This is a genomic window from Mycobacterium sp. NGS68 (genome assembly GCF_059812195.1).
Window position 1 is genome coordinate 77,383 of record NZ_JCALCE010000023.1, and the last position, 20,150, is coordinate 97,532.

A 20,150-nucleotide genomic window follows, 5' to 3' on the forward strand; every position below is an offset into this window, starting at 1 on the left:
ACTCCTAGGGGCGGGCGATCATGGACGTCGACGCCTCGGCGAGCAGGTGGCGGTCCTGGTTGCGATACACGGTGCGCCAGGTCACCAGCACGAATCGTCCTGAGCGGCCCTGCTTTTCGACGATCGACTCGATGGTGCGGACCATCTCCAGCTCGTCGCGGTGATAGGCCGGCTGGTGGAAGGTGAAGCTCTCGCCGCCGGCCATCCGCTTGGGAGCGCGGGGAAACGCGAGTGCGCCGGAGATCGCGCCGGACGACCCGTCGCGCCGCAGCGCGTCGAGGCGGGCGACACCGAGGACGGCGTACTGCAGGTACAGCGGCGGGCAGACGATGTCGCGATAGCCGTTGGCGCGGGCATAGTCCGGGTCGAACCACAGCGGGTTGTGGTCGCCGACGGCCGCGGCCCAGCGCTGCCAGTCCCGCCGGTTCACCTCCCCGGTCGCGGACGCCGCGACGGTCCCCACCCGCGACGCCGCTGCGGCGTCGATCAAGGACTCATCACTCATTCAGGCCCTCCTCCAGCCATCCCGCGGCCACGTCGGCACCGCCGCCGAGCGTCGAGCCGAGCCGCGCCCGTTCGCTCCACAGATGCAGATCCGTCTCGGTGACATAGCCGATCCCGCCGTGCAGTTGATGGGCGTCCAGGGTGATCAGGCGGGCCGCCGTCGCGGCGTGCATTCGCGCGATGGCCGTCTCCCTGGTCGCCGTGCGGCCTCGGGCGATCCAGAAGACCGCCGAGTGCGCCGCCAAGCGCGCTGCGGCCAGGGCGATGTGCATGTTCGCGATCAGGTGCTGCGCCGCCTGGAAGGACGCGATCGACCGGCCGAACTGGTGGCGCAGCTTGACGTAGTCGACCGTGCGATCCAGCACCGCCTGCCCGACCCCGACCAGGTCGAGCGACTCGAGGGCCACCATCGCATTGGCCACCCGGCGCAGCGCCGACGGGGCCGTGCGGTCGAGCACCGCGTCCGCGCCCACCGGCACGTCGTCGAAGCGCACGGTGAATGCGCGACGCCCGCCCGCGATGGTCAGCGGCCGCAGGTTCACGCGCGGCGCCCGCGCGTCGACCACGCAGACGGTCGTGTGCCCCGGCGCGGCGGCGGACACCACGATCAGGTCGGCGACGTCGGCGTCGGCGACGTAGTCCGCGGTGCCGCTCAGCCGCCACCCGCCCGCCGGGTCGGGTTCGGCGCGCAGTACGGGTGCGACGACGGCGGCATCGCGCGCGCTCCACAGCGCCGACGTGCCGCGCGCCTGACCGCTCGCCAGCGCCGGCAGCCACACGGCCCGGGCGGCCAGGGAGCCGAGCAGGTCGATGGCCAGGACCGCCGCGACCGTGCTGTGCACGGTCGTCGGGCACAGCGCGCGACCGGCCTCGGTGAAGAAGACGGCGAGGTCGTCGAGACACCCGCCGGCGCCGCCGTACTCCTCGGCGACCGCGAGCCCGAACACGCCGGCGTCGGCGAGCGCCCGCCACAGCGCCGGGGTGCGGCGGTCGGCGCCGGGCTCGTGCAGCGCCCGCACCAGGCTCGGCGGGCTCTGGGCGGCCAGCAGCGCACGCAACGCGGTGCCGAAATCGCGCTGCTCGGCGGTGGGCATCACGCGCATCCATCACCGCCCATAGGACGGCATTCCGTGGCCGCGCTGCGCGATGATGTCGCGCAGCACCTCGTTGGTGCCTCCCCCGAACCGCATCAGCGGCGCGGCCCGGTACAGCCGCTCGAACTTCCCGGCCAGCGGGGCGTCCGCGCTGCGGTGCGCCAGCAGCCCGTCGGGGCCGAGCAGGTCGAGCGCCAGCACCGCGATGCGCTGGCGCAGCTCGCTGGTGAACACCTTCTCGACGCTGACCTCCACGGTGGGGATGACGCCGCTGTCGAGGATCGACGCCGCCTCGTAGCCCATCAGCGTGGCCGCCTCCACGTCGGCCTCGGCCCGCGCAAGCCTGCGGCGCAGCGCCGCGTCATCGCCGGGCACGCTGCCGTCGCGCCGGGGTCGGCGCGCCAGTTCCCGCAGGTCGTCCACCGCGCGGCGCAGGTCGCCCGCGTTGGTCAGCGCGCCGCGCTCCAGATCCAGGGCGCCGGTGATGTAGGTCCAGCCGCGGTTTTCCTCACCGATCAGGTTCGTGAGCGGGACCCGAACGTCGTCGAAGTGCACCTCGTTGGTGCGGTAGCCCGACCACGCGTAGAGCGGGCGGATCCGCACGCCCGGGCTGTCGATCGGGACGATGATCACCGAGATCCCGCGGTGCCGCGCGCCGGTGGGATCGGTGCGCACGCACAGCCATTCGTGGGTGGCGCGCTGCGCGCCGCTGTTCCAGGTCTTGGTGCCGGTGATTACCCACTCCTGGCCGTCGCGGGTCGCACGGGTGCGCAGGCTGGCCAGGTCGGTGCCGGCGTCGGGCTCGGAATAGCCCACCGCGCAGATCATTTCGCCCCTGGCGATCAGCGGCAACCAGTCGGCCTTGTTCCGTTCGGTGCCGTGCCGCATGATCATCGGCGCCACCGAGGTGACCGTCAGGTCCGGCCCCGGCACGCCCCAGTATTCGAACTCGCTCATGAGCAGGTGCTGGTAGCGGGCGCCGAACCCCAAACCCCCGTACTCGCGCGGCCAGTTCAGCCCGAACCAGCCTTTCGAACCGATCGCGCGGCGAAATCGTGCTACTTCACCGTGAGGGAACTCCAGATCGTGCTCGGCGAGTTCGGCCCGCAGTTCGGGCGTGACGTTGGCATGCAGGAATTCGCGGACCTCGTCGAGCCAGGCGCGCTGCCCGGCATCGAGTTCGAAATCCATTCGGGCTCCCGTGTCGTAGATGTCCGACCAACGTCTGCATCGCCGATTCCCGACCCTAGCTTGAAGAGATCCGACGACGAGGCGCACGATGACCGAATGACCGAATCCGGCGCGACGCGCGTGGCGGTGTACTTCGATTTCGACAACATCGTCATCTCGCACTACGACCGGGTGCACGGCCGCAACGCGTTCCAGCGCGACAAGGCGAAAGGTCTGGAACCCGAGCGGCTGCAACTGGCGACGGTCGACCTCGGCGCGATCATGGACTTCGCGTCGTCGTTCGGCACCCTGGTGCTGACCCGTGCCTACGCGGACTGGTCCGCCGACGTCAACGCCCGCTACCACGACCAGCTGGTCGGTCGCGCGGTCGATCTGGTGCAGCTGTTCCCCGCGACGGTCTACGGCAAGAACGGGGCCGACATCCGCCTGGCGGTGGACGCCGTGGAGGACATGTTCCGGCTGCCCGACCTGACCCACGTGGTGATCGTCGGAGGCGACTCGGACTACATCGCGCTGGCCCAGCGCTGCAAGCGTCTCGGCCGCTACGTCGTCGGCATCGGGGTGGCCGGCGCCAGCAGCCAGTCGCTGGCCGCCGCGTGCGACGAGTTCGTCACCTACGACACGCTGCCGGGGATACCCACCACCGCCGCGCCGGCGCGCCAGCCCAAGAAGCGTGGCCGCCACGCCAGCACCACCGAGGCCGACGACGACGCCCCGAGCGACGAGCCCGACACGCAGGCCGCCGCCACCGGGCTGCTCGAGCGCGCCCTGCGGATCAGCCACGAGAAGGACGACGCCGACTGGCTGCACAACTCCGTGGTCAAGGCCCAGATGAAGCGGATGGACCCGTCGTTCAGCGAGAAGTCGTTGGGATTCAAGTCATTCAGCGATTTCCTGCGTTCCCGCAGCGGCATCGTCGACCTCGACGAGAGCAGCACCACCCGGCTGGTGCGCCTGCACAGCGAAGGGAACGGTAGTTGATCCGTCCGTCCGCGCTGGTTGCCGCCGTGACGGCCGGGTCGGGCCTGCTGGGCGGACCCGCCCCGGTGGCGTCCGCGCAAGCGTGTCCCGACATCGAGGTGATATTCGCCCGCGGCACCGGCGAGCCGCCCGGCGTCGGCGGCATCGGTGGGGCGTTCGTCAACGCCGTGCGCGGGCGGGCCGGGGGCAGATCGGTCGGGGTGTACGGCGTCAACTACGCGGCCAGCGGCGCCTTCGGCAATCCCGGTTTCCGACAGACCTTCACCGACGGGATCGGCGACGAACGCGGCCACATCCAGTTCATGGCGGCCAACTGCCCCAACACCCGGCTGGTGGTCGGCGGCTACTCCCAGGGCGCGGCCCTGACCGGTGACATGACGTCGGATGGGGTGTCGCCCGATGCGGCGAACCACGTCGCCGCGGTCGCGCTGTTCGGGAAGCCGTCGCCGAACTGGATGCGCACGTTCGGCAACCCGCCGGTGCTCGTCGGGCCGCAGTTCGCGGGCAAGACCATCGATTTGTGCGCCCCCGGCGACAACATCTGCGACGGCGCTCCCGGCGGGCCGCCCAGCCGCGCGCACGGCGCCTATCCGTTCAACGGCATGGTCGGTCAGGCCGCGGACTTCGCGGTCGGTCACCTGTGACGCCCGGCCAGTTGCTGACCGACCGGGTGGCGGTGGTGACGGGCGGCGGTGGCGGCATCGGCGCGGCGACGGCGCGGCTGTTCGCCCGGCACGGCGCCCGGGTGGTCGTCGCCGAGATCGACGCCGAGCGCGGGCGCGCGGTTGCCGACGAGATCGGGGGCTCCGCGCTGACCGTGGACGTGCGGGAGCCCGACCAGGTCGACGCGCTGGCGCAGACCGTGCTGGACCGGCACGGGCGGGTGGATGTGCTGGTCAACAACGTGGGCCACTGGGTGCGCCACCCCGGCCCGTTCGCCGGCACCGACCCCGGGCTCTGGGACGAGCTCTACCGGGTGAACCTGCACCACGTCTTCCTGGTGACCCGCGCCTTCCTGCCAACCATGATCGACCGGCGCGCCGGGTCGATCGTCAACGTCACCTCCGTCGAAGGGCTGCGCGGCTACCCGGAGGACCCCGTCTACGCCGCGTTCAAGGCTGCCGTCATCCACTTCACCCGCAGCCTCGCGGTCCAGGTGGGCCGCGACGGCGTCCGGGTCAACGCGATCGGTCCCGACGTCACCGAATCACTGCAGGTGCCGTACTCGCAGTGGCTGTCGCCCGAGGAGCAGGCGCAGTGGCCGCAGTGGGTTCCGCTGGGACGGATGGGGTTGCCCGAGGACCAGGCCAACGTGATCCTGTTCCTGGCCAGCGACCTGGCGGGTTTCGTCACCGGCCATACCATCCCCACCGACGGCGGGACCGGCGCCGCGGGTGGGTGGTACCGCACGTCGCGGCGGGCCGACCGGGAATGGACGAACCGGCCGGCCGAGCCGTGATCTCCCGACCGCCAGCCGACGCCAAGGATTCGTAGAGAATCCGCCAAGGACGCCCGTGGACTGTGAAGTCTGCCCTGACATCACAACCCCACAGAGGGAGTCCACGCGCCCATGACCACCGTGCAACTGCCGGGACACCAGCACCAGCCCGTTCCGTCCTGGCCGGATCGACCCCACCGCCATCCGTGGGAGATCGGGCTGCTCGTCCTGGTCATCGGGTCCAGCGTGGTCCTCTACCTGATCGCGCTGGTCGTGGTGCTCACCGGCCACTCCAGCCTGGTGTGGCTGTCGGTGGTGTTCGCGCCGGTGTTGATGTACTTCGGCCGCGGCCTGATGTACGGCCGACAGCGGGTCAACGGCGTCAAGATGTCGCCCACGCAGTTCCCCGAGGGTTACTGGCTGGTCGTCGAGGCGGCCCAGCGCTTCGGGCTGGCCGAGGTGCCCGACGCCTACGTCGTCCTCGGCAACGGCAAGATCAACGCCTTCGCGAGCGGACACGGCTTCCGCCGCTATGTCGTGGTGTACAGCGACCTGTTCGAGATCGGCGGCCAGAGCCGCGACCCCGACGCGCTGGCCTTCGTCATCGGCCACGAGGTCGGCCACATCGCCGCCGGGCACGCGTCCTACTGGCGCCAGCTCAGTCAGCTGGCGGTGAAGATTCCGTTCCTCGGCCACTCCCTGTCGCGGTCGATGGAATACACCGCCGACAATTACGGCTACGCGCTTCGTCCCGGCGGGGCCGCGCGCGCCATCGGCGTGCTGAGTGCCGGGAAGTATCTGCTCCGGTCGGTCGATTTCCACTCGATGGCGGATCGGGCGACCTCCGAGACCGGCTTCTTCCCGTGGCTGGCCAACATGCTGTCATCCCACCCGGTGCACACCTGGCGTGCGGCCGCGTTGCGCAATCGCGCCGCCGCGGGCTCGCTGTTCTTCCGGCCGGCGCCGCTGGTACCGCTGCACCCGCCGACGGCGGGGCCGGGCGCCAACCACGCCCCCTGGGTGCGCTAATTGCCGCGCTTCTTACTCGCGAATTCGGTGCCGTCGCCGTAACACCGGCATCATTTTCACAAATTGGAGGCACCTTGGCGGAGGGCGAAACCGATTCGGCGGAACGCGCGATATTCCCTCGCGATTGTCGTAGGGTGCAGGGCGAAAGGGGGGAAGGCCTGCGAAAGGACAGTGGCGATGAATTTCTCGCTGTTGCCGCCGGAGATCACTTCCTCCCGGATCTTTTCCGGCGCCGGGGCGGCGCCGCTGCTGGCGGCCTCGACCGCATGGGACGGGTTGGCCGGCGAGCTCGCGGCGTCGGCGGCGTCCTTCAACTCCCTCACGTCGGGACTGGCGAGCGGGGCGTGGCAGGGTCCGGCCTCCGTCGCGATGGCGGCGGCGGCCGCGCCCTACCTGCGCTGGCTCACCGATGCGGCGACGAGCGCCCAGGCCGTGTCGGCGCAAGCCAGGGCCGTCGCGTCGGTGTTCGAGGCGACGCAGGCGGCGGTGGTTCACCCAACGGCGGTCGCGGCCAACCGGATTCAGGTGCTCAGGCTCGTCGCCGCCAACCTGTTCGGCCAGAACGCCTCGGCGATCGCGGCCACCGAGGCGTGCTACGAGGCCATGTGGGCGCAGGACGCGGCGGCGATGTTCGGCTACCACGCGGGAGCCTCCGCCGCGGCCGCGGATCTGTCGTCCGTGCTGGCGCTGCTGGGCAAGGTGAACCTGGGCTTCGGCAATACCGGCATCGCCAACGCGGGCCTGAACAACTCCGGCTACCTCAACGCGGGCCTGGGCAACAACGGCATCGCCAATATCGGCCTCGGCAACACCGGCATCGGGAACCTGGCCGTGACCATAAAATTCACGCCCAACCCGTTGTTGGGTGGGATTCCGATCACCCCCACGCTGAAGTTGGCGGGCGGAAACAACGGCAATGTAAACCTCGGCAGCGGTAACCTCGGCAACCTCAACCTAGGTGACGGAAACACCGGCGCCGCGAACGTCGGTAATGGAAATCACGGCGACACAAACATCGGAAACGGAAACTACGGCAGCGCTAACACCGGCGCCGGAAACCGGGGCAGCGTTAACACGGGCGCCGGAAACGTCGGAAGCACGAATTCCGGCAACGGCAACATCGGCTCCGGAAACATGGGCAACGGCAACATCGGAAACACCAATTACGGTGACGGCAACATCGGCACCGGAAACCTCGGCAGCGGAAACATCGGCAACACCAACTTCGGCTCCGGAAACCGGGGTCTCGGCGGTGGCGCCGGGTCGTCCAATATCGGCTTCGGGAACACCGGCAGCAACAACATCGGCTTCGGGAACACCGGCAACCACAACATCGGGATCGGCCTCACCGGCGACAACCAGGTGGGCATCAACCTCGCGGGCGGGCTGAACTCCGGCAGCGGCAACATCGGCTTCGGCAACTCGGGCACCAACAACGTCGGCTTCTTCAATTCCGGCAACGGAAACTGGGGCATCGGGAATTCGGGCGACAACAGCATCGGCTTGTTCAACTCCGGCGTCCACAGCCTGGGCATGGCCAATGCCGGGCACGCGAGCACCGGCCTCTACAACGCGGGCGACTACAACACCGGTGCGTGGAATGCGGGCGTCGCCAACACCGGGGCCTACAACGCGGGCAACCACAACACGGGCGTCTACAACTCGGGCAACACCAACCTCGGCGCCTGGAACTCGGGCGATCACAACACCGGTGCGTACAACTCCGGGGACACCAACAGCGGCGCCTGGAATTCGGGCGATACGAACACTGGCGCGTACAACTCGGGCAGCGTCAACACCGGCCTGTGGAACTCCGGCAACCTCAACACCAACATCGGCAGCTCGTCGGACGGCGCCGGCCCGAACTCCGGCTTGGGAAACACCGGCACCGGAAATTCCGGCTTCTTCAACTCGGGCACCTCCGGTTCGGGCCTCGCCAACTCGGGCGGAACCAACTCGGGCGCCGGCAACGGAGGCAACTTCAACGCCGGTCTCGGCAACACGGGCGACGACGACTCCGGCGTGATCAACCGCGGCGACGGCTCGTCGGGCGCCCTGAACTCCGGTTCCACCGCGTCGGGCCTGTTCAACACGGCCGACAACAAGTCGGGTCTGCCCATCCCCGGCCTCTGACCTCTTCGAGCCGCGGCCACGGCGTCGTCAGGCCCGGCGAGACTGCGCCCGGGGCATCCAGACTGCGTCCAGGGCTCCGCAGCGACCCCGGCCCCCGCCCTCACCGCAGGGTCGACGCCGCCAGCGCAGGCTCGGGCACGCGGCCTGTGCGGGGTGTTCGCTGCGGCGCCGGCCGAACACTGCTTACGATCCGAAGATGACCGTGGCTCCCGGGACGCCCGAACTGTTCTCGACCTACGGGCCGGGCGGGGTTCGCATCGTGTCCGATCGGCTCGGCGACCCCGCGGCGCGCGCCGTGGTGTTCCTGCACGGCGGCGGGCAGACCCGGCGGTCGTGGAGTCGCGCGGCGGGTGCCGTCGCCGAGCGCGGGTGGCAGGCGATCACCGTGGACCTGCGGGGCCACGGCGAATCGGACTGGTCGGACGACGGCGACTACCGGGTGGTGAGCTTCGCCACCGACATCGGCGAGGTGCTGGAGCAGCTGCCGCCGCGGCCGGTGCTGGTCGGCGCCTCGCTGGGCGGCTTCACCTCGATGCTGCTCGCGGGCGAACTCTCGCCCGGCATCGCCGGCGCGATCGTCTTGGTGGACATCGTGCCCAACATGGATCCGTCCGGGGCCAGCCGGATTCACGCCTTCATGGCCGACCGCGTCGCCTCGGGGTTCGACTCGCTCGACGAGGTCGCCGACGCGATCGCCGAGTACAACCCGCACCGGCCACGGCCGACGGACCTGGACGGCCTGCGCACCAACCTGCGCCGGCGCGGTGACCGCTGGTACTGGCACTGGGACCCGCAATTCATCAGCGGCGCTTCACGATTCCCGCCGATCGAGGTGACAGACACCGACCGGATGAATGCCGCCGTCGACGCGATCCTGCGCGACGGCGTCCCCATGCTGCTGGTGCGCGGGCAGGTGAGTGATCTGGTGAGCCAGGAGCGCGCCGACGAGTTCCTCGCGCGGTTCCCCGCGGTCGAATTCGTCGACGTCCGCGGCGCGGGCCACATGGTCGCCGGGGACCGCAACGATCTCTTCGCCCAGGCGGTCCTGGACTTCCTGTCCCGCCACGCGGACGCCGGCTGATCCTGTCGTCGGCGGCATGGCAGGGTGACATCCGTGACCAACACTTCCGCATCCGGCGTCGGCGAGGCAGACCTGCGTGAAATCGACACTCCGGCTGGCGTTTTGCGCTACTACGATGTCGGGGACGCCGGGCCGACGGACGCCCCGGTGTTGCTGTTCCTGCACGGCTCGGGGCCCGGCGTCACCGGTTGGCGCAATTTCCGCGGCATCCTGCCGGCGTTCGCCGAGCGCTTCCGCTGCCTGATCCTGGAATTCCCCGGGTTCGGCGTCAGCGACGACTTCGGCGGCCACCCGATGGTCACCGCCCAGCGCGCCGTCGTGCCGTTCCTGGACGCGCTGGGCACGGACCGGGTCAGCATCGTCGGCAACTCCATGGGCGGCGGCGTCGGCATCAATTTCGCCATCCGAAACCCCGGCCGCATCGACCGCCTGGTCACCATCGGTGGGATCGGCACCAACATCTTCAGTCCCGGTCCCAGCGAAGGCATCCGGCTGCTTCAGGAGTTCACCGACGACCCCACCCGGCAGCGACTCGTCGACTGGCTCAAGTCGATGGTGTACGACCAGGCCCTGGTCACCGACGAATTGATCGAGGAGCGTTGGCAATTGGCCACCGATCCGGACACGTTGGCGGCCGCGCGGCGGATGTACTCCAAGGCGTCGTTCGCCGCGATGACGGCGGCGATGGAGGCCTCCGACGGCCCGATGCCGTGGGCCGTAATGCACAAGGTGGCCGCGCCCACGCTGCTGACCTGGGGCCGCGACGACAGGGTGAGCCCGCCCGACATGGCGCTCATCCCGATGCGCACCATTCCCAACGCGGAGCTGCACATCTTCCCCAAGTGCGGGCACTGGGCGATGATCGAGGCCAAGGCGGCGTTCGAAAGCACGGTCCTGGCGTTCCTGCTGCGCGGATAGCGCCACGTTGCGTTAAGTCCGGTTTTCGTGCAAAACGTGCAGTTCGTGCAACTATGAATGTCATGGCGAATCAGATCGGTCTGCGCGAGCGCCGCCGGCGGCAGACCAGCGCGGACATCCGCGGAGCCGTCGTGCGCCTGGCGCAGGAGCGTGGTTGGGACAAGGTGACCATCGAGGGCATCTGTGCCGAAGCCGGCATTTCGACCCGCACGTTCTTCAACTACTTCCCCAACAAAGAGGCCGCGATCGCCTACGGCCCCTCGGACCTACCGGCCGAGTTGGCCGACGAATTCGTCCACGCCGGTCCCGCCCCGTATTCGGTGGTGCTCGCCGAGCTGATCACCCTGGCCGCACACCATCTCCGGGACATGCCGCCGCAGCGCGAACAGGCCGTCTGCATGCTTGACCTGGCCAAAACCACCCCCGGCGTGCTGGCAGCCTTCCTTGCCGACCTGGAACGCTTCCAGACGCAGCTGACCGACATCGTGGCCAAACGCCAGGGCATGCCGTCCGACGACGAGATACCCGCGCTGATCTCCGCGCTGGCGCTGACCGCGGTGCGTTCGGGCATCGAGCGCTGGTCCAGCAGCACGCCGGCCGACGCTTCCCAAGAGGAGCACGACACGCCGATGCCGTACGTGGAGCGCGCCGCCGCGCTGGTCAACAGCATCTTCACAAAATGATGGCGTGACCGGAAACACAAAAACTTGCATACTCTGCAAACTATGCAGATGATGTACTGGTAGTTCGGTTACCGGCGGGTAGGCAGCGCGTCGGTGGGAACCGGCTGCGCAGACGTACGCACTCATCGGATCACTTGTAGGGCAACGAAACTCGTCGCGCAACCAGGAAGGCTCGGGTAGGTGCAAATGGCCAAGATCGTCCGGCATGCCTGGTTGCCGCTGTTGATCGCGGCGGTGGTGGCAGTCGGCGGCTTTGCGGTGGTGCGCGTCAAGTCGTTCTACGCCGCGGACAACGCGGACACCCTGACCAGCGCGCGGGTGGACGACTCCAAGCCATTCAAGCCGAAGGTCGTCAAGTACGAGATCTTCGGGTCGGCCAGCCACGCCAATGTGAACTACCTGGACCTCAGTGCGGAGCCGCGGCGCGTCGATCTTGCGCCGCTGCCGTGGACGCTGGTGCTGAGCACCACCGCCCCGTCGGTGTTTCCGAACATCTCGGCGCAGAGCGACGGTGATCGCCTCACCTGCCGCATCACCGTCGACGACGAAGTGAAAGACGAGCAAACATCCAACGGCGTCCACGCCCTGACCTCCTGCCTGGTGAAATCCGCATGAGCGCTCCCACTCAAGACGCCCCCCGTGGTGACCGCGAGCCCGGCGGAGCCGGGCGAAGCGGCTCATCACCATCAGATCCTGACCCCTTCCCCGCCGCGCCCGTCGCCGCTCACGCGGCGCGACCGAAGATCGCGCACTTCATCCGCACGTTCGCCGTGCCGATCATCCTCGGCTGGGTCGCACTCATAGCCGTGCTGAACACCGTCGTGCCCCAGCTCGACGAGGTCGGCAAGATGCGCTCGGTCTCGATGAGCCCGGACGACGCGCAATCGGTGATCGCGACCAAGCGCGCCGGCGAGGTGTTCGGCGAATACAAGTCCAACAGCTCGGTGATGATCGTGCTGGAGGGTCAGAATTCCCTGGGCGCCGACGCACACGCCTACTACGACGAGATGGTGCGAAAGCTCGACGCCGACACCAAACACGTTGAGCACGTTCAGGATTTCTGGAGTGATCCGCTCACCGGCGCCGGCGCGCAGAGCAATGACGGCAAGGCCGCGTACGTCCAGGTGTATCTCGTCGGGAACATGGGCGAATCAAAGGCGAACGACTCGGTCGAGGCCGTCCAGAACATCGTGAAGGGCATGACGCCGCCCCACGGCGTCAAGGCCTATGTCACCGGTCCGTCGGCGCTGGAAGCCGACCAGCACATCGCCGGCGACCGCAGCATGCAGATGATCGAGCTCGCGACGTTTGCGGTGATCATCGCGATGCTGCTGATGGTCTACCGTTCGATCGTCACGGTGCTGCTGACGTTGGGGATGGTCGTTTTCGAACTGGCCGCCGCTCGCGGCGCCGTCGCTTTCCTCGGCTACCACCAGATCATCGGCCTGTCCACGTTTGCCACCAACCTGCTGGTGACGCTGGCGATCGCGGCCGCCACCGACTACGCGATCTTCCTGATCGGCCGGTATCAGGAAGCCAGATCCATCGGCGAATCGCGAGAAGACGCGTACTACACCATGTTCGAGGGCACGGCACACGTCGTGCTCGGGTCGGGTTTGACGATCGCCGGCGCCACCTTCTGCCTGCATTTCACGAACCTGCCCTACTTCCAGACCCTGGGCGTCCCGCTGGCCATCGGCATGGTGGTCGTGGTGCTGGCGGCGCTGACACTGGGCCCGGCGGTCATCTCGGTGGCCTCCCGCTTCCGTCAGACACTGGAACCCAAGCGCGCCCAGCGCATTCGCGGCTGGCGCAAGATCGGTGCCGCCGTCGTCCGCTGGCCCGGGCCGATCCTGGTCATGACGATCGGGATCGCGCTCGTCGGCCTGCTCACCCTGCCCGGTTACCGGACCAACTACAACGACCGCAACTACCTGCCCGCCGACCTCCCGGCGAACGCCGGCTACGCGGCGGCGGACCGGCACTTCTCCAAGGCCCGGATGAATCCGGAGCTGCTGATGATCGAAAGTGACCACGATCTGCGCAATTCCGCGGACTTCCTGGTGATCGACAAGATCGCCAAGTCCATCTTCCGGGTGCCCGGGATCAGCCGCGTGCAGGCCATCACCCGGCCGCAGGGCACACCCATCGAGCACACGTCGATCCCGTTCCAGATCAGCATGCAGGGCGTCAGCCAGCAGATGACGCAGAAGTACCAGGAAGATCAGATCGCCGACATGCTGAAGCAGGCCGACGAGATGCAGACGACCATCGACAGCATGCTCAAGATGCAGAGCATCACCAAGCAGATGTCCGACGACATGCACATCATGGTCGGCAAGATGCACGCCATGACGATGGACGTCGCCGAACTGCGCGACCACATGGCGGATTTCGACGACTTCTTCCGGCCTATCCGCGCGTACTTCTACTGGGAGAAGCACTGCTTCGACATCCCGGTGTGCTGGTCACTGCGGTCGATCTTCGACGCGCTGGACGGCGTCGACACGATGACCGACGACATCCAGAGCCTGATGCCGATCATGGATCACCTCGACACGCTGATGCCCAAGATGGTGGCACTGATGCCCGAGATGATCCAGAACATGAAGAACATGAAAACCATGATGCTGACCATGTATTCGACCCAGAAGGGTCTGCTGGAACAGCAGCAGCGGGCGCAGCGCGACTCCTCCGCCATGGGCAAGGCCTTCGACGCGTCGAAGAACGACGACTCGTTCTACCTGCCCCCGGAGACGTTCGACAACCCCGAGTTCAAGAAGGGCATGAAGAACTTCATCTCCCCCGACGGCCACGCGGTGCGCTTCATCATCAGCCATGACGGCGACCCGCTGTCAGCGGACGGGATCGCGCACATCGACGCGATCAAGAAGGCCACCTACGAGGCGCTCAAGGGCACCCCGATGGAGGGCTCCAAGATCCTGCTCGGCGGGACCGCGGCCACCTTCAAGGACATGCGCGACGGCAGCAACTACGACCTGTTGATCGCCGGAATCGCCTCCATGTGCCTGATTTTCATCATCATGCTGGTCCTGACCCGCAGCGTGGTGGCCTCGGCGGTGATCGTGGGCACCGTGCTGCTCTCCCTCGGTGCGTCGTTCGGGCTTTCGGTGCTCATCTGGCAGCACCTGATCGGCATCGAACTGCACTGGATGGTGCTTGCGATGTCGGTGATCATCCTGCTGGCCGTCGGCGCCGACTACAACCTGCTGCTGGTGTCGCGGTTCAAGGAAGAGATCCACGCCGGCCTGAACACCGGGATCATCCGGGCGATGGGCGGCACCGGGTCGGTGGTCACCTCGGCGGGACTGGTGTTCGCCTTCACGATGATGTCGATGGCGGTCAGCGAGCTGACCGTGATCGGGCAGGTCGGCACCACGATCGGGCTGGGCCTGCTGTTCGACACCCTGATCGTGCGCTCACTGATGACGCCATCCATCGCCGCGCTGCTGGGCAAGTGGTTCTGGTGGCCGCAGCGGGTCCGGCAACGCCCGGTCCCCTCGCCCTGGCCGGCACCGGCGGAGCAGGCGGCCAAGGACGAAGACCTAACCCGGGTCTGACGTTTCGCCAGAGCCCAGCAGCCGCTGCACGGTCCGGTGCGCGCCCAGGACGATCGCCGCGCGGTCCGGCCCGCCGGCGCGGTGGACGGCCGCGGCGTTGCCGCCCGCGATGTACACCGGGCCGTTCGCCAGGTGGGCCAGACCCTCGCGGGCCACGTCGGCCGGCTCGGCGACCGACACCCCGGGCGCGTCGAAGTTCAGCCCGGCCCGTTCCATGGCCGGCGTGCGCGTCACACCCAGCATCAGTTCCAGCACGTCGACGCCGTGTTCGCGCAGTTCAAGCCACAGGCTCTCGGCGAACAGCCGCCCGAACGCCTTGACGCCGGAGTACACCGATTGCCGCATCGACCCGTACGTGCCCGCCATGGATCCGACCAGCAGCAACCCGCCCCGGCCGCGTGCGCGCATGGGTCGGCCGAAATGCTGGACGAGTTCCATCACCCGCGTCACGTTGAGGTCGACCACGCGACCGAAATCGGCTAGCTCGGCGTCCAGAAACGGTGCGCGGCAGGTGTTGGCGCCCGCGTTGTAGATCAGCAGCCCCACCTCGACGTCCGCGGCAGCGGCGGCGATCGCCGAAACCGCCTCGGGGTCAAGCAGGTTTAACGCCAGCGTGCGCACCTCGGCGCCCAGCGCGCGGCACTGTTGCGCCGTGTCCCGCAGCGGCCCCGGCTTGCGGGCGATCAGGACCAGGTTGAAGCCGTCGCCGGCCAACTGCCGCGCAAACTCCGCGCCGACGCCCTCCGAGCCGCCCGCAATCACCGCCCACGGACCGTACTTGGCCACGTCCGTCATGCCGACGCGCCTATGTCTTCTGGGTCAGGCCGGCGTCGACGACGAGCTGGGTGCCCGTGATGTAACGGCCCTCGTCGGAGGCCAGGAACACCACCGCGTTGGCGATGTCGACCGGTTCCACCCACGGCACCGGCAGTAGGTTGCGCGCGCGCAGCACCTCGGCGGCGTCGTCGGCGGTCGGGTTCTCCAGGTCGGGCCGCAACCGGCGGAACGTCGCCTCGTTGAGCACCATCGGGGTCGCGACCGCCCCGGGGTGCACGGTGTTCACCCGGATCGAGCGCGGGCCCAGCTCGTTGGCCAGGGTGCGTGCCAGTCCCACCACCGCGTGCTTGGTGGCGGTGTAGGCCGCGGAGTTGGCCGAGCCGCGAAGCCCGTTGGTGGAGCTGATGATAATGATCGAACCGCCCTGCTCTCCGATATGTGGGACGGCCGCCCGGACGGTGTGCCACACCCCGGTGAGGTTGATGTCGAGCGTGCGGTGCCAGACCTGCGGGTCGAGTTCCCACGACGGCGCGCCCGCGTGGTGGATCCCGGCGTTGGCGACGACGACGTCGAGGCGGCCCAGGGCGGCGACGCCGGCATCGACGGCGGCCGTCACCGCGTCGAGGTCACTGACGTCGGCCAGCCCGGTCACGCAGCGTCGGCCCCGCCCCTCGATTTCGGCGGCCAGGCCGGCCAACCCGTCGGCGGCGTCGGCCGCGTCGAGCGCGAGGACGTCGGCGCCTTCCTCGGCGAACCGCAGGCAGTGCGTGCGTCCGGTGCCCCGGCTCGCGCCGGTCACCAGCACCACCTTGTCGAGCAATCCCGTCATCACGTCTTCTTTACCAGGTCGAATCCCTTGTATCCGGCAGCGGCCACCTCGTCGCAGATGTCGTTGTACGTCGCAAATCCCCCGACGAACAACATGAAACCCGGCGGCTTGCCCGGCACATTGGCGCCCATGTACCAGGAGTTCGCCTTCGTGAACAGGGTCGCTTCGGCGCGCCGCGCGCATTCGTCGCCCCAATTGTCGACGGCATCCGCGGTGGCTTCGATAGCGGCGTAACCGTGTTCGTCGAGGTGGGTGATGGCCCGCGCGATCCAATTCACCTGCGCCTCGGCGTGCAGCACCATGTTGGCCAGCACCGCCGGCGCTCCCGGACCAGAGATCAGGAACATGTTCGGGAACCCGCCGACGCCCAGTCCCAGGTAGGTGCGCGGTCCGTGCTCCCACTCGTCGCGCAGCCGGGTGCCGCCGCGTCCGACGATGTCGATCCTGGCCAGCGCGCCGGTCATCGCGTCGAAACCCGTTGCCAGCACGATCGCGTCGAGATCGTAGTGCGCGTCGCAGGTGTTGATGCCGGTGCCGTCGACGGATTCGATAGGGGTGTCGCGCACGCTGACCAAGCTCACGTTGGGCCGGTTGAAGGTCTGGAAGTAGTTGCTGTCCGTGCAGATTCGTTTGGTCCCGATCGGGTGATCGTTGGGAATCAACAGTTCGGCGACGGCGGGGTCGTCGATCACGGCGCGGATCTTCTCCTCGTAGAACCGCCGCGCCTCTTCGTTGGCGTCCGGGTCGATCATCTGGTCCGGGAAGGTCTTGGAGAACAGCACACCGCCCAGCTGCCAGCGTGTTTCGAACGCCGAGCGGCGCTCCGCCGGCGTGTGTTCCATCGTCGGCCGGGGCGCGGTGATGTGCGGTGACCCGCCGCCGCTGCGCCACGACAGGCTGCGCCGCTGCGCGTAGTCGGCCTTGATGGCGGCGAGCTCGTTGGCGGACAACGGTTTATTGCCCGCCGGCACGCTGTAGTTCGGGGTGCGCTGGAACACGTAGAGGTGTGCGGCCTGCTCGGCGATGATCGGAATCGATTGGATGCCAGACGATCCGGTGCCGATGACGGCCACCCGCTTACCGGTGAAGTCCACGGGCTCATGCGGCCACGCGGCGGTGTGGTAGATCTCGCCCGCGAAGGTATCCAGGCCGTCGAAGGGCGGGGTCAGCGCGGCGGACAGCGGTCCCGTCGCCATCAGGACATAGCGCGCCGTAAGCGCCTGGCCGTCGTCGGCGGCCAGCGTCCAGCGATGCGTCTCTTCGTCGAACACGGCCGACACCACGCGGGTGTCGAACGCGATGTCGCGGCGCAGGTCGAGCTTGTCGGCGACCCAGTTCAGGTACGCGAGGATTTCCGCCTGCGTGGCGTACTTCTCGGTCCAGTTCCATTCCTGTTGCAGTTCGTCAGAGAACGAGTAGCAGTAGTCCACGCTTTCGACGTCGCATCGGGCGCCGGGATACCGGTTGTAGTACCACGTTCCGCCCAACTCCGGCGCGGCCTCGACGACGCGCACCGACAACCCTTGGGCGCGCAGCTTGTGCAGGGCATACAGGCCGGCGAAGCCGGCGCCCACCACCACCGCGTCGAGAGGTTGTTCACCGTTCACAGGCGCCCACGGTAGGGCCTGCATGCCGTCGCGCCCGGGGCCCGTCCCGGTCACCGGGAGCGGTCGCAAGGCCGGCAGCGCACTGCGGTACACCTTTAGGAAGCCCACACACGTAAGGACGACGCCATGACCGAGCGGGTACTTGACCACGTGGTCGCGCTGGCCGACCAGCTCCGCGCGCAGGCCGCCGAGGCCGAAAACATCGGCCGCCTCACCGACGAGACCGTCAAGATGATGAAAGCCGCCGGACTGATCCGGCTGCTGCAGACCAAGCAGTACCGCGGTTTCCAGGCCCACCCCCGCGAGTTCGCCGAGACGGTGATGGCCACCGCGGCATTGGATCCGGCCGCCGGCTGGATCGTCGGTGTGGTCGGCGTGCATCCCTATCAACTGGCATACGCGGATCCCAAGGTCCCCGCGGAGATCTGGGCCGACGACGTCGACACCTGGATGGCGTCGCCGTACGCGCCGCAGGGTGTCGCCCGGCCCGTCGACGATCAAGGCGGCGGCTACGTCTTCAACGGCCGCTGGCAGTTCAGCTCGGGGACCGACCACTGCGACTGGATCATCCTCGGCGCCATGCTGGGCGACGCCGAAGGCCGGCCGCTGATGCCGCCCCAGATGCTGCACATGATCCTGCCCCGCAAGGACTACCAGATCATCGACGATTCGTGGAACGTGGTGGGACTGCGCGGAACCGGCTCCAAGGACGTCGTCGTCAAGGACGCGTTCGTGCCGGCGTACCGGACCATGGACGCGACCAAGGTGATGGACGGCACCGCGCAACGCGAGGCGGGCATGACCGAGCCGCTGTACCTGATGCCGTGGTCGACGATGTTCCCGCTGGGCATCTCGGCGGCCACCATCGGCATCGCAGAGGGGGCGCTGGCCGCGCACCTGGACTACCAGCGCGAGCGCGTCGGGGCCACCGGGACCGCGATCAAGGACGACCCGTACGTCATGCACGCCATCGGCGAGGCGGCGGCCGACATCAACGCCGCCCGGCAGGAGCTGCTCGCCAACGCCGATCGGATCTACGACATGGTCGCCGCCGGCAAGGAGGTGTCGTTCGCGGACCGGGCGGCCGGGCGTCGCACCCAGGTCCGCGCGGTGTGGCGCGCGGTGTCGGCGGTCGACGAGATCTTCGCGCGCTCGGGCGGCAACGCGGCCCGGATGGACAAGCCGCTGCAGCGGTACTGGCGTGACGTGCACGTCGGCCAGATGCACGCCATCCACGTGCCCGGGACCGTGTACCACGCGTCGGCGCTGAGCTCGCTGGGCGTGGAACCGCCGATGGGTCCCCTGCGGGCTCTGATCTAGTCGGGGCTGACATGAATGATTTGAAAAGCCTTGGCTACATCACCATTTCGACCACCGATATCGAGCGCTGGCGTGAGTTCGCGTTCGGCGTGCTGGGCTTCGCCGAGGGCTCCGGGCCCGATCCGTCCGCGCTGTACCTGCGGATGGACGAGCGCGCGGCCCGCATCGTCGTCGTCCCCGGTGAAACCGAACGGGTCGGGACCGTCGGCTGGGAGGTCCGCGATCGCGCCGCGCTGAAGCGCGTCAGGGCGGCGCTGGACGGCGCTGGCGTGGAGTACACGAAGCTCTCGCTCCAGGAAGCCGAAGCGCGTCGCGTCGAAGAAGTGATCGCGTTCAAGGACCCCGCCGGAACAAGCCTCGAGGTGTTCCACGGCGCGGTGCTGGACCACAGCCCGGTGATCACGCCCTACGGCGCCCGGTTCGTCACTGGCGCTCAGGGCATGGGCCACGTCGTCGTGCCGGCCACCGACCCCAACGCGATGTTCAAGTTCTACACCGAGGTGCTGGGCTTCCGGTCCCGCGGCGCGTTCCGGGTGCCGCTGCCGCCCGAGTTCGGTCCGATCCGCGTGCGCTTCCTCGGGATCAACGAACGCCACCACAGCCTTGCGATCTGCCCGGCCATGAGCCTGAAAGACCCGGGCCTGATTCACGTCATGGTCGAGGTCGACACGCTGGACGCGGTCGGCGCGGCGCTGGACCGCGTCACCGCCTCCGACGCGGTGCGAATCTCATCGACGCTGGGGCGCCACACGAACGACAAGATGGTGTCGTTCTATGTGCGCACGCCGGGCGACTGGGACATCGAGTTCGGCACCGACGGCATTCGTGTCAACGAAACCTATTACACGGCAGAGGAAATCACCGCCGACAGCTACTGGGGACACCAGTGGCTGGGCGATCCGCCCGCGGCGATGCGGCCGTAAGGCGGCGTGCGCGAGCACTCCTGCGCGAGCAGACGCAAAAGCCCCTTAGAACGGGTCGTTC

At 68.4% G+C, this 20,150-nt stretch carries 18 protein-coding genes; 12 read left to right on the plus strand and 6 right to left on the minus strand.

Features of this window, described 5'->3' with window-relative positions; genetic code table 11:
* Positions 1-4 precede the first annotated feature (4 nt).
* Genes AC5Y5V_RS22495 through AC5Y5V_RS22505 form a run of 3 tightly spaced genes read right to left on the minus strand, consistent with a single transcriptional unit; the run spans position 5 to position 2,789 of the window.
* A complete protein-coding gene (locus AC5Y5V_RS22495; protein ID WP_499940120.1) occupies positions 5-505 on the minus strand; it encodes a MaoC family dehydratase in 501 nt (166 codons plus the stop codon).
* The gene (locus AC5Y5V_RS22500) at positions 498-1,607 is read right to left on the minus strand and encodes an acyl-CoA dehydrogenase family protein (RefSeq protein ID WP_499940121.1); all 1,110 of its coding nucleotides are present in this window, start codon (positions 1,605-1,607) and stop codon (positions 498-500) included. The genes AC5Y5V_RS22495 and AC5Y5V_RS22500 overlap by 8 nt, the downstream gene beginning before the upstream one ends.
* A 3-nt stretch (positions 1,608-1,610) precedes the next feature.
* The gene (locus AC5Y5V_RS22505; RefSeq protein ID WP_499940122.1) at positions 1,611-2,789 is read right to left on the minus strand and encodes an acyl-CoA dehydrogenase family protein; all 1,179 of its coding nucleotides are present in this window, start codon (positions 2,787-2,789) and stop codon (positions 1,611-1,613) included.
* Between the two features lie 96 nt (positions 2,790-2,885).
* Here AC5Y5V_RS22505 and AC5Y5V_RS22510 point away from each other — a divergent pair, with 96 nt between their 5' ends.
* The 10 genes from AC5Y5V_RS22510 (at position 2,886) to AC5Y5V_RS22555 (ending at position 14,633) form a co-directional block, all read left to right on the plus strand.
* On the plus strand, positions 2,886-3,770 hold the full coding sequence (locus tag AC5Y5V_RS22510) for an NYN domain-containing protein (protein ID WP_499940123.1): 885 nt from the start codon (positions 2,886-2,888) through the stop codon (positions 3,768-3,770).
* Positions 3,767-4,414 (plus strand): cutinase family protein, encoded by a 648-nt coding sequence (locus tag AC5Y5V_RS22515; RefSeq protein WP_499940124.1) that lies wholly within the window; start codon positions 3,767-3,769, stop codon positions 4,412-4,414. Before AC5Y5V_RS22510 ends, AC5Y5V_RS22515 begins: the two co-directional genes overlap by 4 nt.
* Positions 4,411-5,229, plus strand: coding sequence for an SDR family NAD(P)-dependent oxidoreductase (locus AC5Y5V_RS22520; RefSeq protein WP_499940125.1), 819 nt, complete (start codon positions 4,411-4,413; stop codon positions 5,227-5,229). The genes AC5Y5V_RS22515 and AC5Y5V_RS22520 overlap by 4 nt, the downstream gene beginning before the upstream one ends.
* A gap of 111 nt (positions 5,230-5,340) precedes the next feature.
* On the plus strand, positions 5,341-6,237 hold the full coding sequence (locus AC5Y5V_RS22525) for a M48 family metallopeptidase (protein ID WP_499940126.1): 897 nt from the start codon (positions 5,341-5,343) through the stop codon (positions 6,235-6,237).
* A gap of 177 nt (positions 6,238-6,414) precedes the next feature.
* Positions 6,415-8,370, plus strand: coding sequence for a PPE family protein (locus AC5Y5V_RS22530; protein ID WP_499940127.1), 1,956 nt, complete (start codon positions 6,415-6,417; stop codon positions 8,368-8,370).
* A 196-nt stretch (positions 8,371-8,566) separates the two neighbouring features.
* Positions 8,567-9,451: an alpha/beta fold hydrolase gene (locus AC5Y5V_RS22535; RefSeq protein ID WP_499940128.1), complete on the plus strand. Its 885-nt coding sequence runs from the start codon at positions 8,567-8,569 to the stop codon at positions 9,449-9,451.
* A 33-nt stretch (positions 9,452-9,484) separates the two neighbouring features.
* Positions 9,485-10,369, plus strand: coding sequence for an alpha/beta fold hydrolase (locus AC5Y5V_RS22540; RefSeq protein ID WP_499940129.1), 885 nt, complete (start codon positions 9,485-9,487; stop codon positions 10,367-10,369).
* 62 nt (positions 10,370-10,431) lie between these two features.
* Positions 10,432-11,052: a TetR family transcriptional regulator gene (locus AC5Y5V_RS22545; RefSeq protein WP_499940130.1), complete on the plus strand. Its 621-nt coding sequence runs from the start codon at positions 10,432-10,434 to the stop codon at positions 11,050-11,052.
* A gap of 186 nt (positions 11,053-11,238) precedes the next feature.
* Positions 11,239-11,667: an MmpS family transport accessory protein gene (locus AC5Y5V_RS22550; RefSeq protein WP_499940131.1), complete on the plus strand. Its 429-nt coding sequence runs from the start codon at positions 11,239-11,241 to the stop codon at positions 11,665-11,667.
* The gene (locus tag AC5Y5V_RS22555; protein ID WP_499940132.1) at positions 11,664-14,633 is read left to right on the plus strand and encodes an MMPL/RND family transporter; all 2,970 of its coding nucleotides are present in this window, start codon (positions 11,664-11,666) and stop codon (positions 14,631-14,633) included. Before AC5Y5V_RS22550 ends, AC5Y5V_RS22555 begins: the two co-directional genes overlap by 4 nt.
* Here AC5Y5V_RS22555 and AC5Y5V_RS22560 read toward each other — a convergent pair.
* Genes AC5Y5V_RS22560 through AC5Y5V_RS22570 form a run of 3 tightly spaced genes read right to left on the minus strand, consistent with a single transcriptional unit; the run spans position 14,619 to position 17,870 of the window.
* The gene (locus AC5Y5V_RS22560) at positions 14,619-15,428 is read right to left on the minus strand and encodes an SDR family NAD(P)-dependent oxidoreductase (RefSeq protein ID WP_499940133.1); all 810 of its coding nucleotides are present in this window, start codon (positions 15,426-15,428) and stop codon (positions 14,619-14,621) included. The two genes, AC5Y5V_RS22555 and AC5Y5V_RS22560, sit on opposite strands and share 15 nt — an antisense overlap.
* Positions 15,429-15,438: 10 nt before the next feature.
* Positions 15,439-16,239, minus strand: coding sequence for a mycofactocin-coupled SDR family oxidoreductase (locus AC5Y5V_RS22565; protein ID WP_499940134.1), 801 nt, complete (start codon positions 16,237-16,239; stop codon positions 15,439-15,441).
* Positions 16,239-17,870, minus strand: a complete 1,632-nt coding sequence (locus AC5Y5V_RS22570) for a flavin-containing monooxygenase (protein ID WP_499940147.1) — start codon at positions 17,868-17,870, stop codon at positions 16,239-16,241. The genes AC5Y5V_RS22565 and AC5Y5V_RS22570 overlap by 1 nt, the downstream gene beginning before the upstream one ends.
* A gap of 102 nt (positions 17,871-17,972) precedes the next feature.
* On the opposite strand from AC5Y5V_RS22570, the gene AC5Y5V_RS22575 reads away from it, so the two are divergent.
* Together AC5Y5V_RS22575 and AC5Y5V_RS22580 are read left to right on the plus strand one after the other, a co-directional pair.
* Positions 17,973-19,166, plus strand: coding sequence for an acyl-CoA dehydrogenase family protein (locus AC5Y5V_RS22575; RefSeq protein ID WP_499940135.1), 1,194 nt, complete (start codon positions 17,973-17,975; stop codon positions 19,164-19,166).
* 11 nt (positions 19,167-19,177) lie between these two features.
* Complete coding sequence (locus AC5Y5V_RS22580) at positions 19,178-20,089, plus strand: VOC family protein (protein ID WP_499940136.1); 912 nt, start codon at positions 19,178-19,180, stop codon at positions 20,087-20,089.
* The last annotated feature ends 61 nt before the right edge of the window (positions 20,090-20,150 follow it).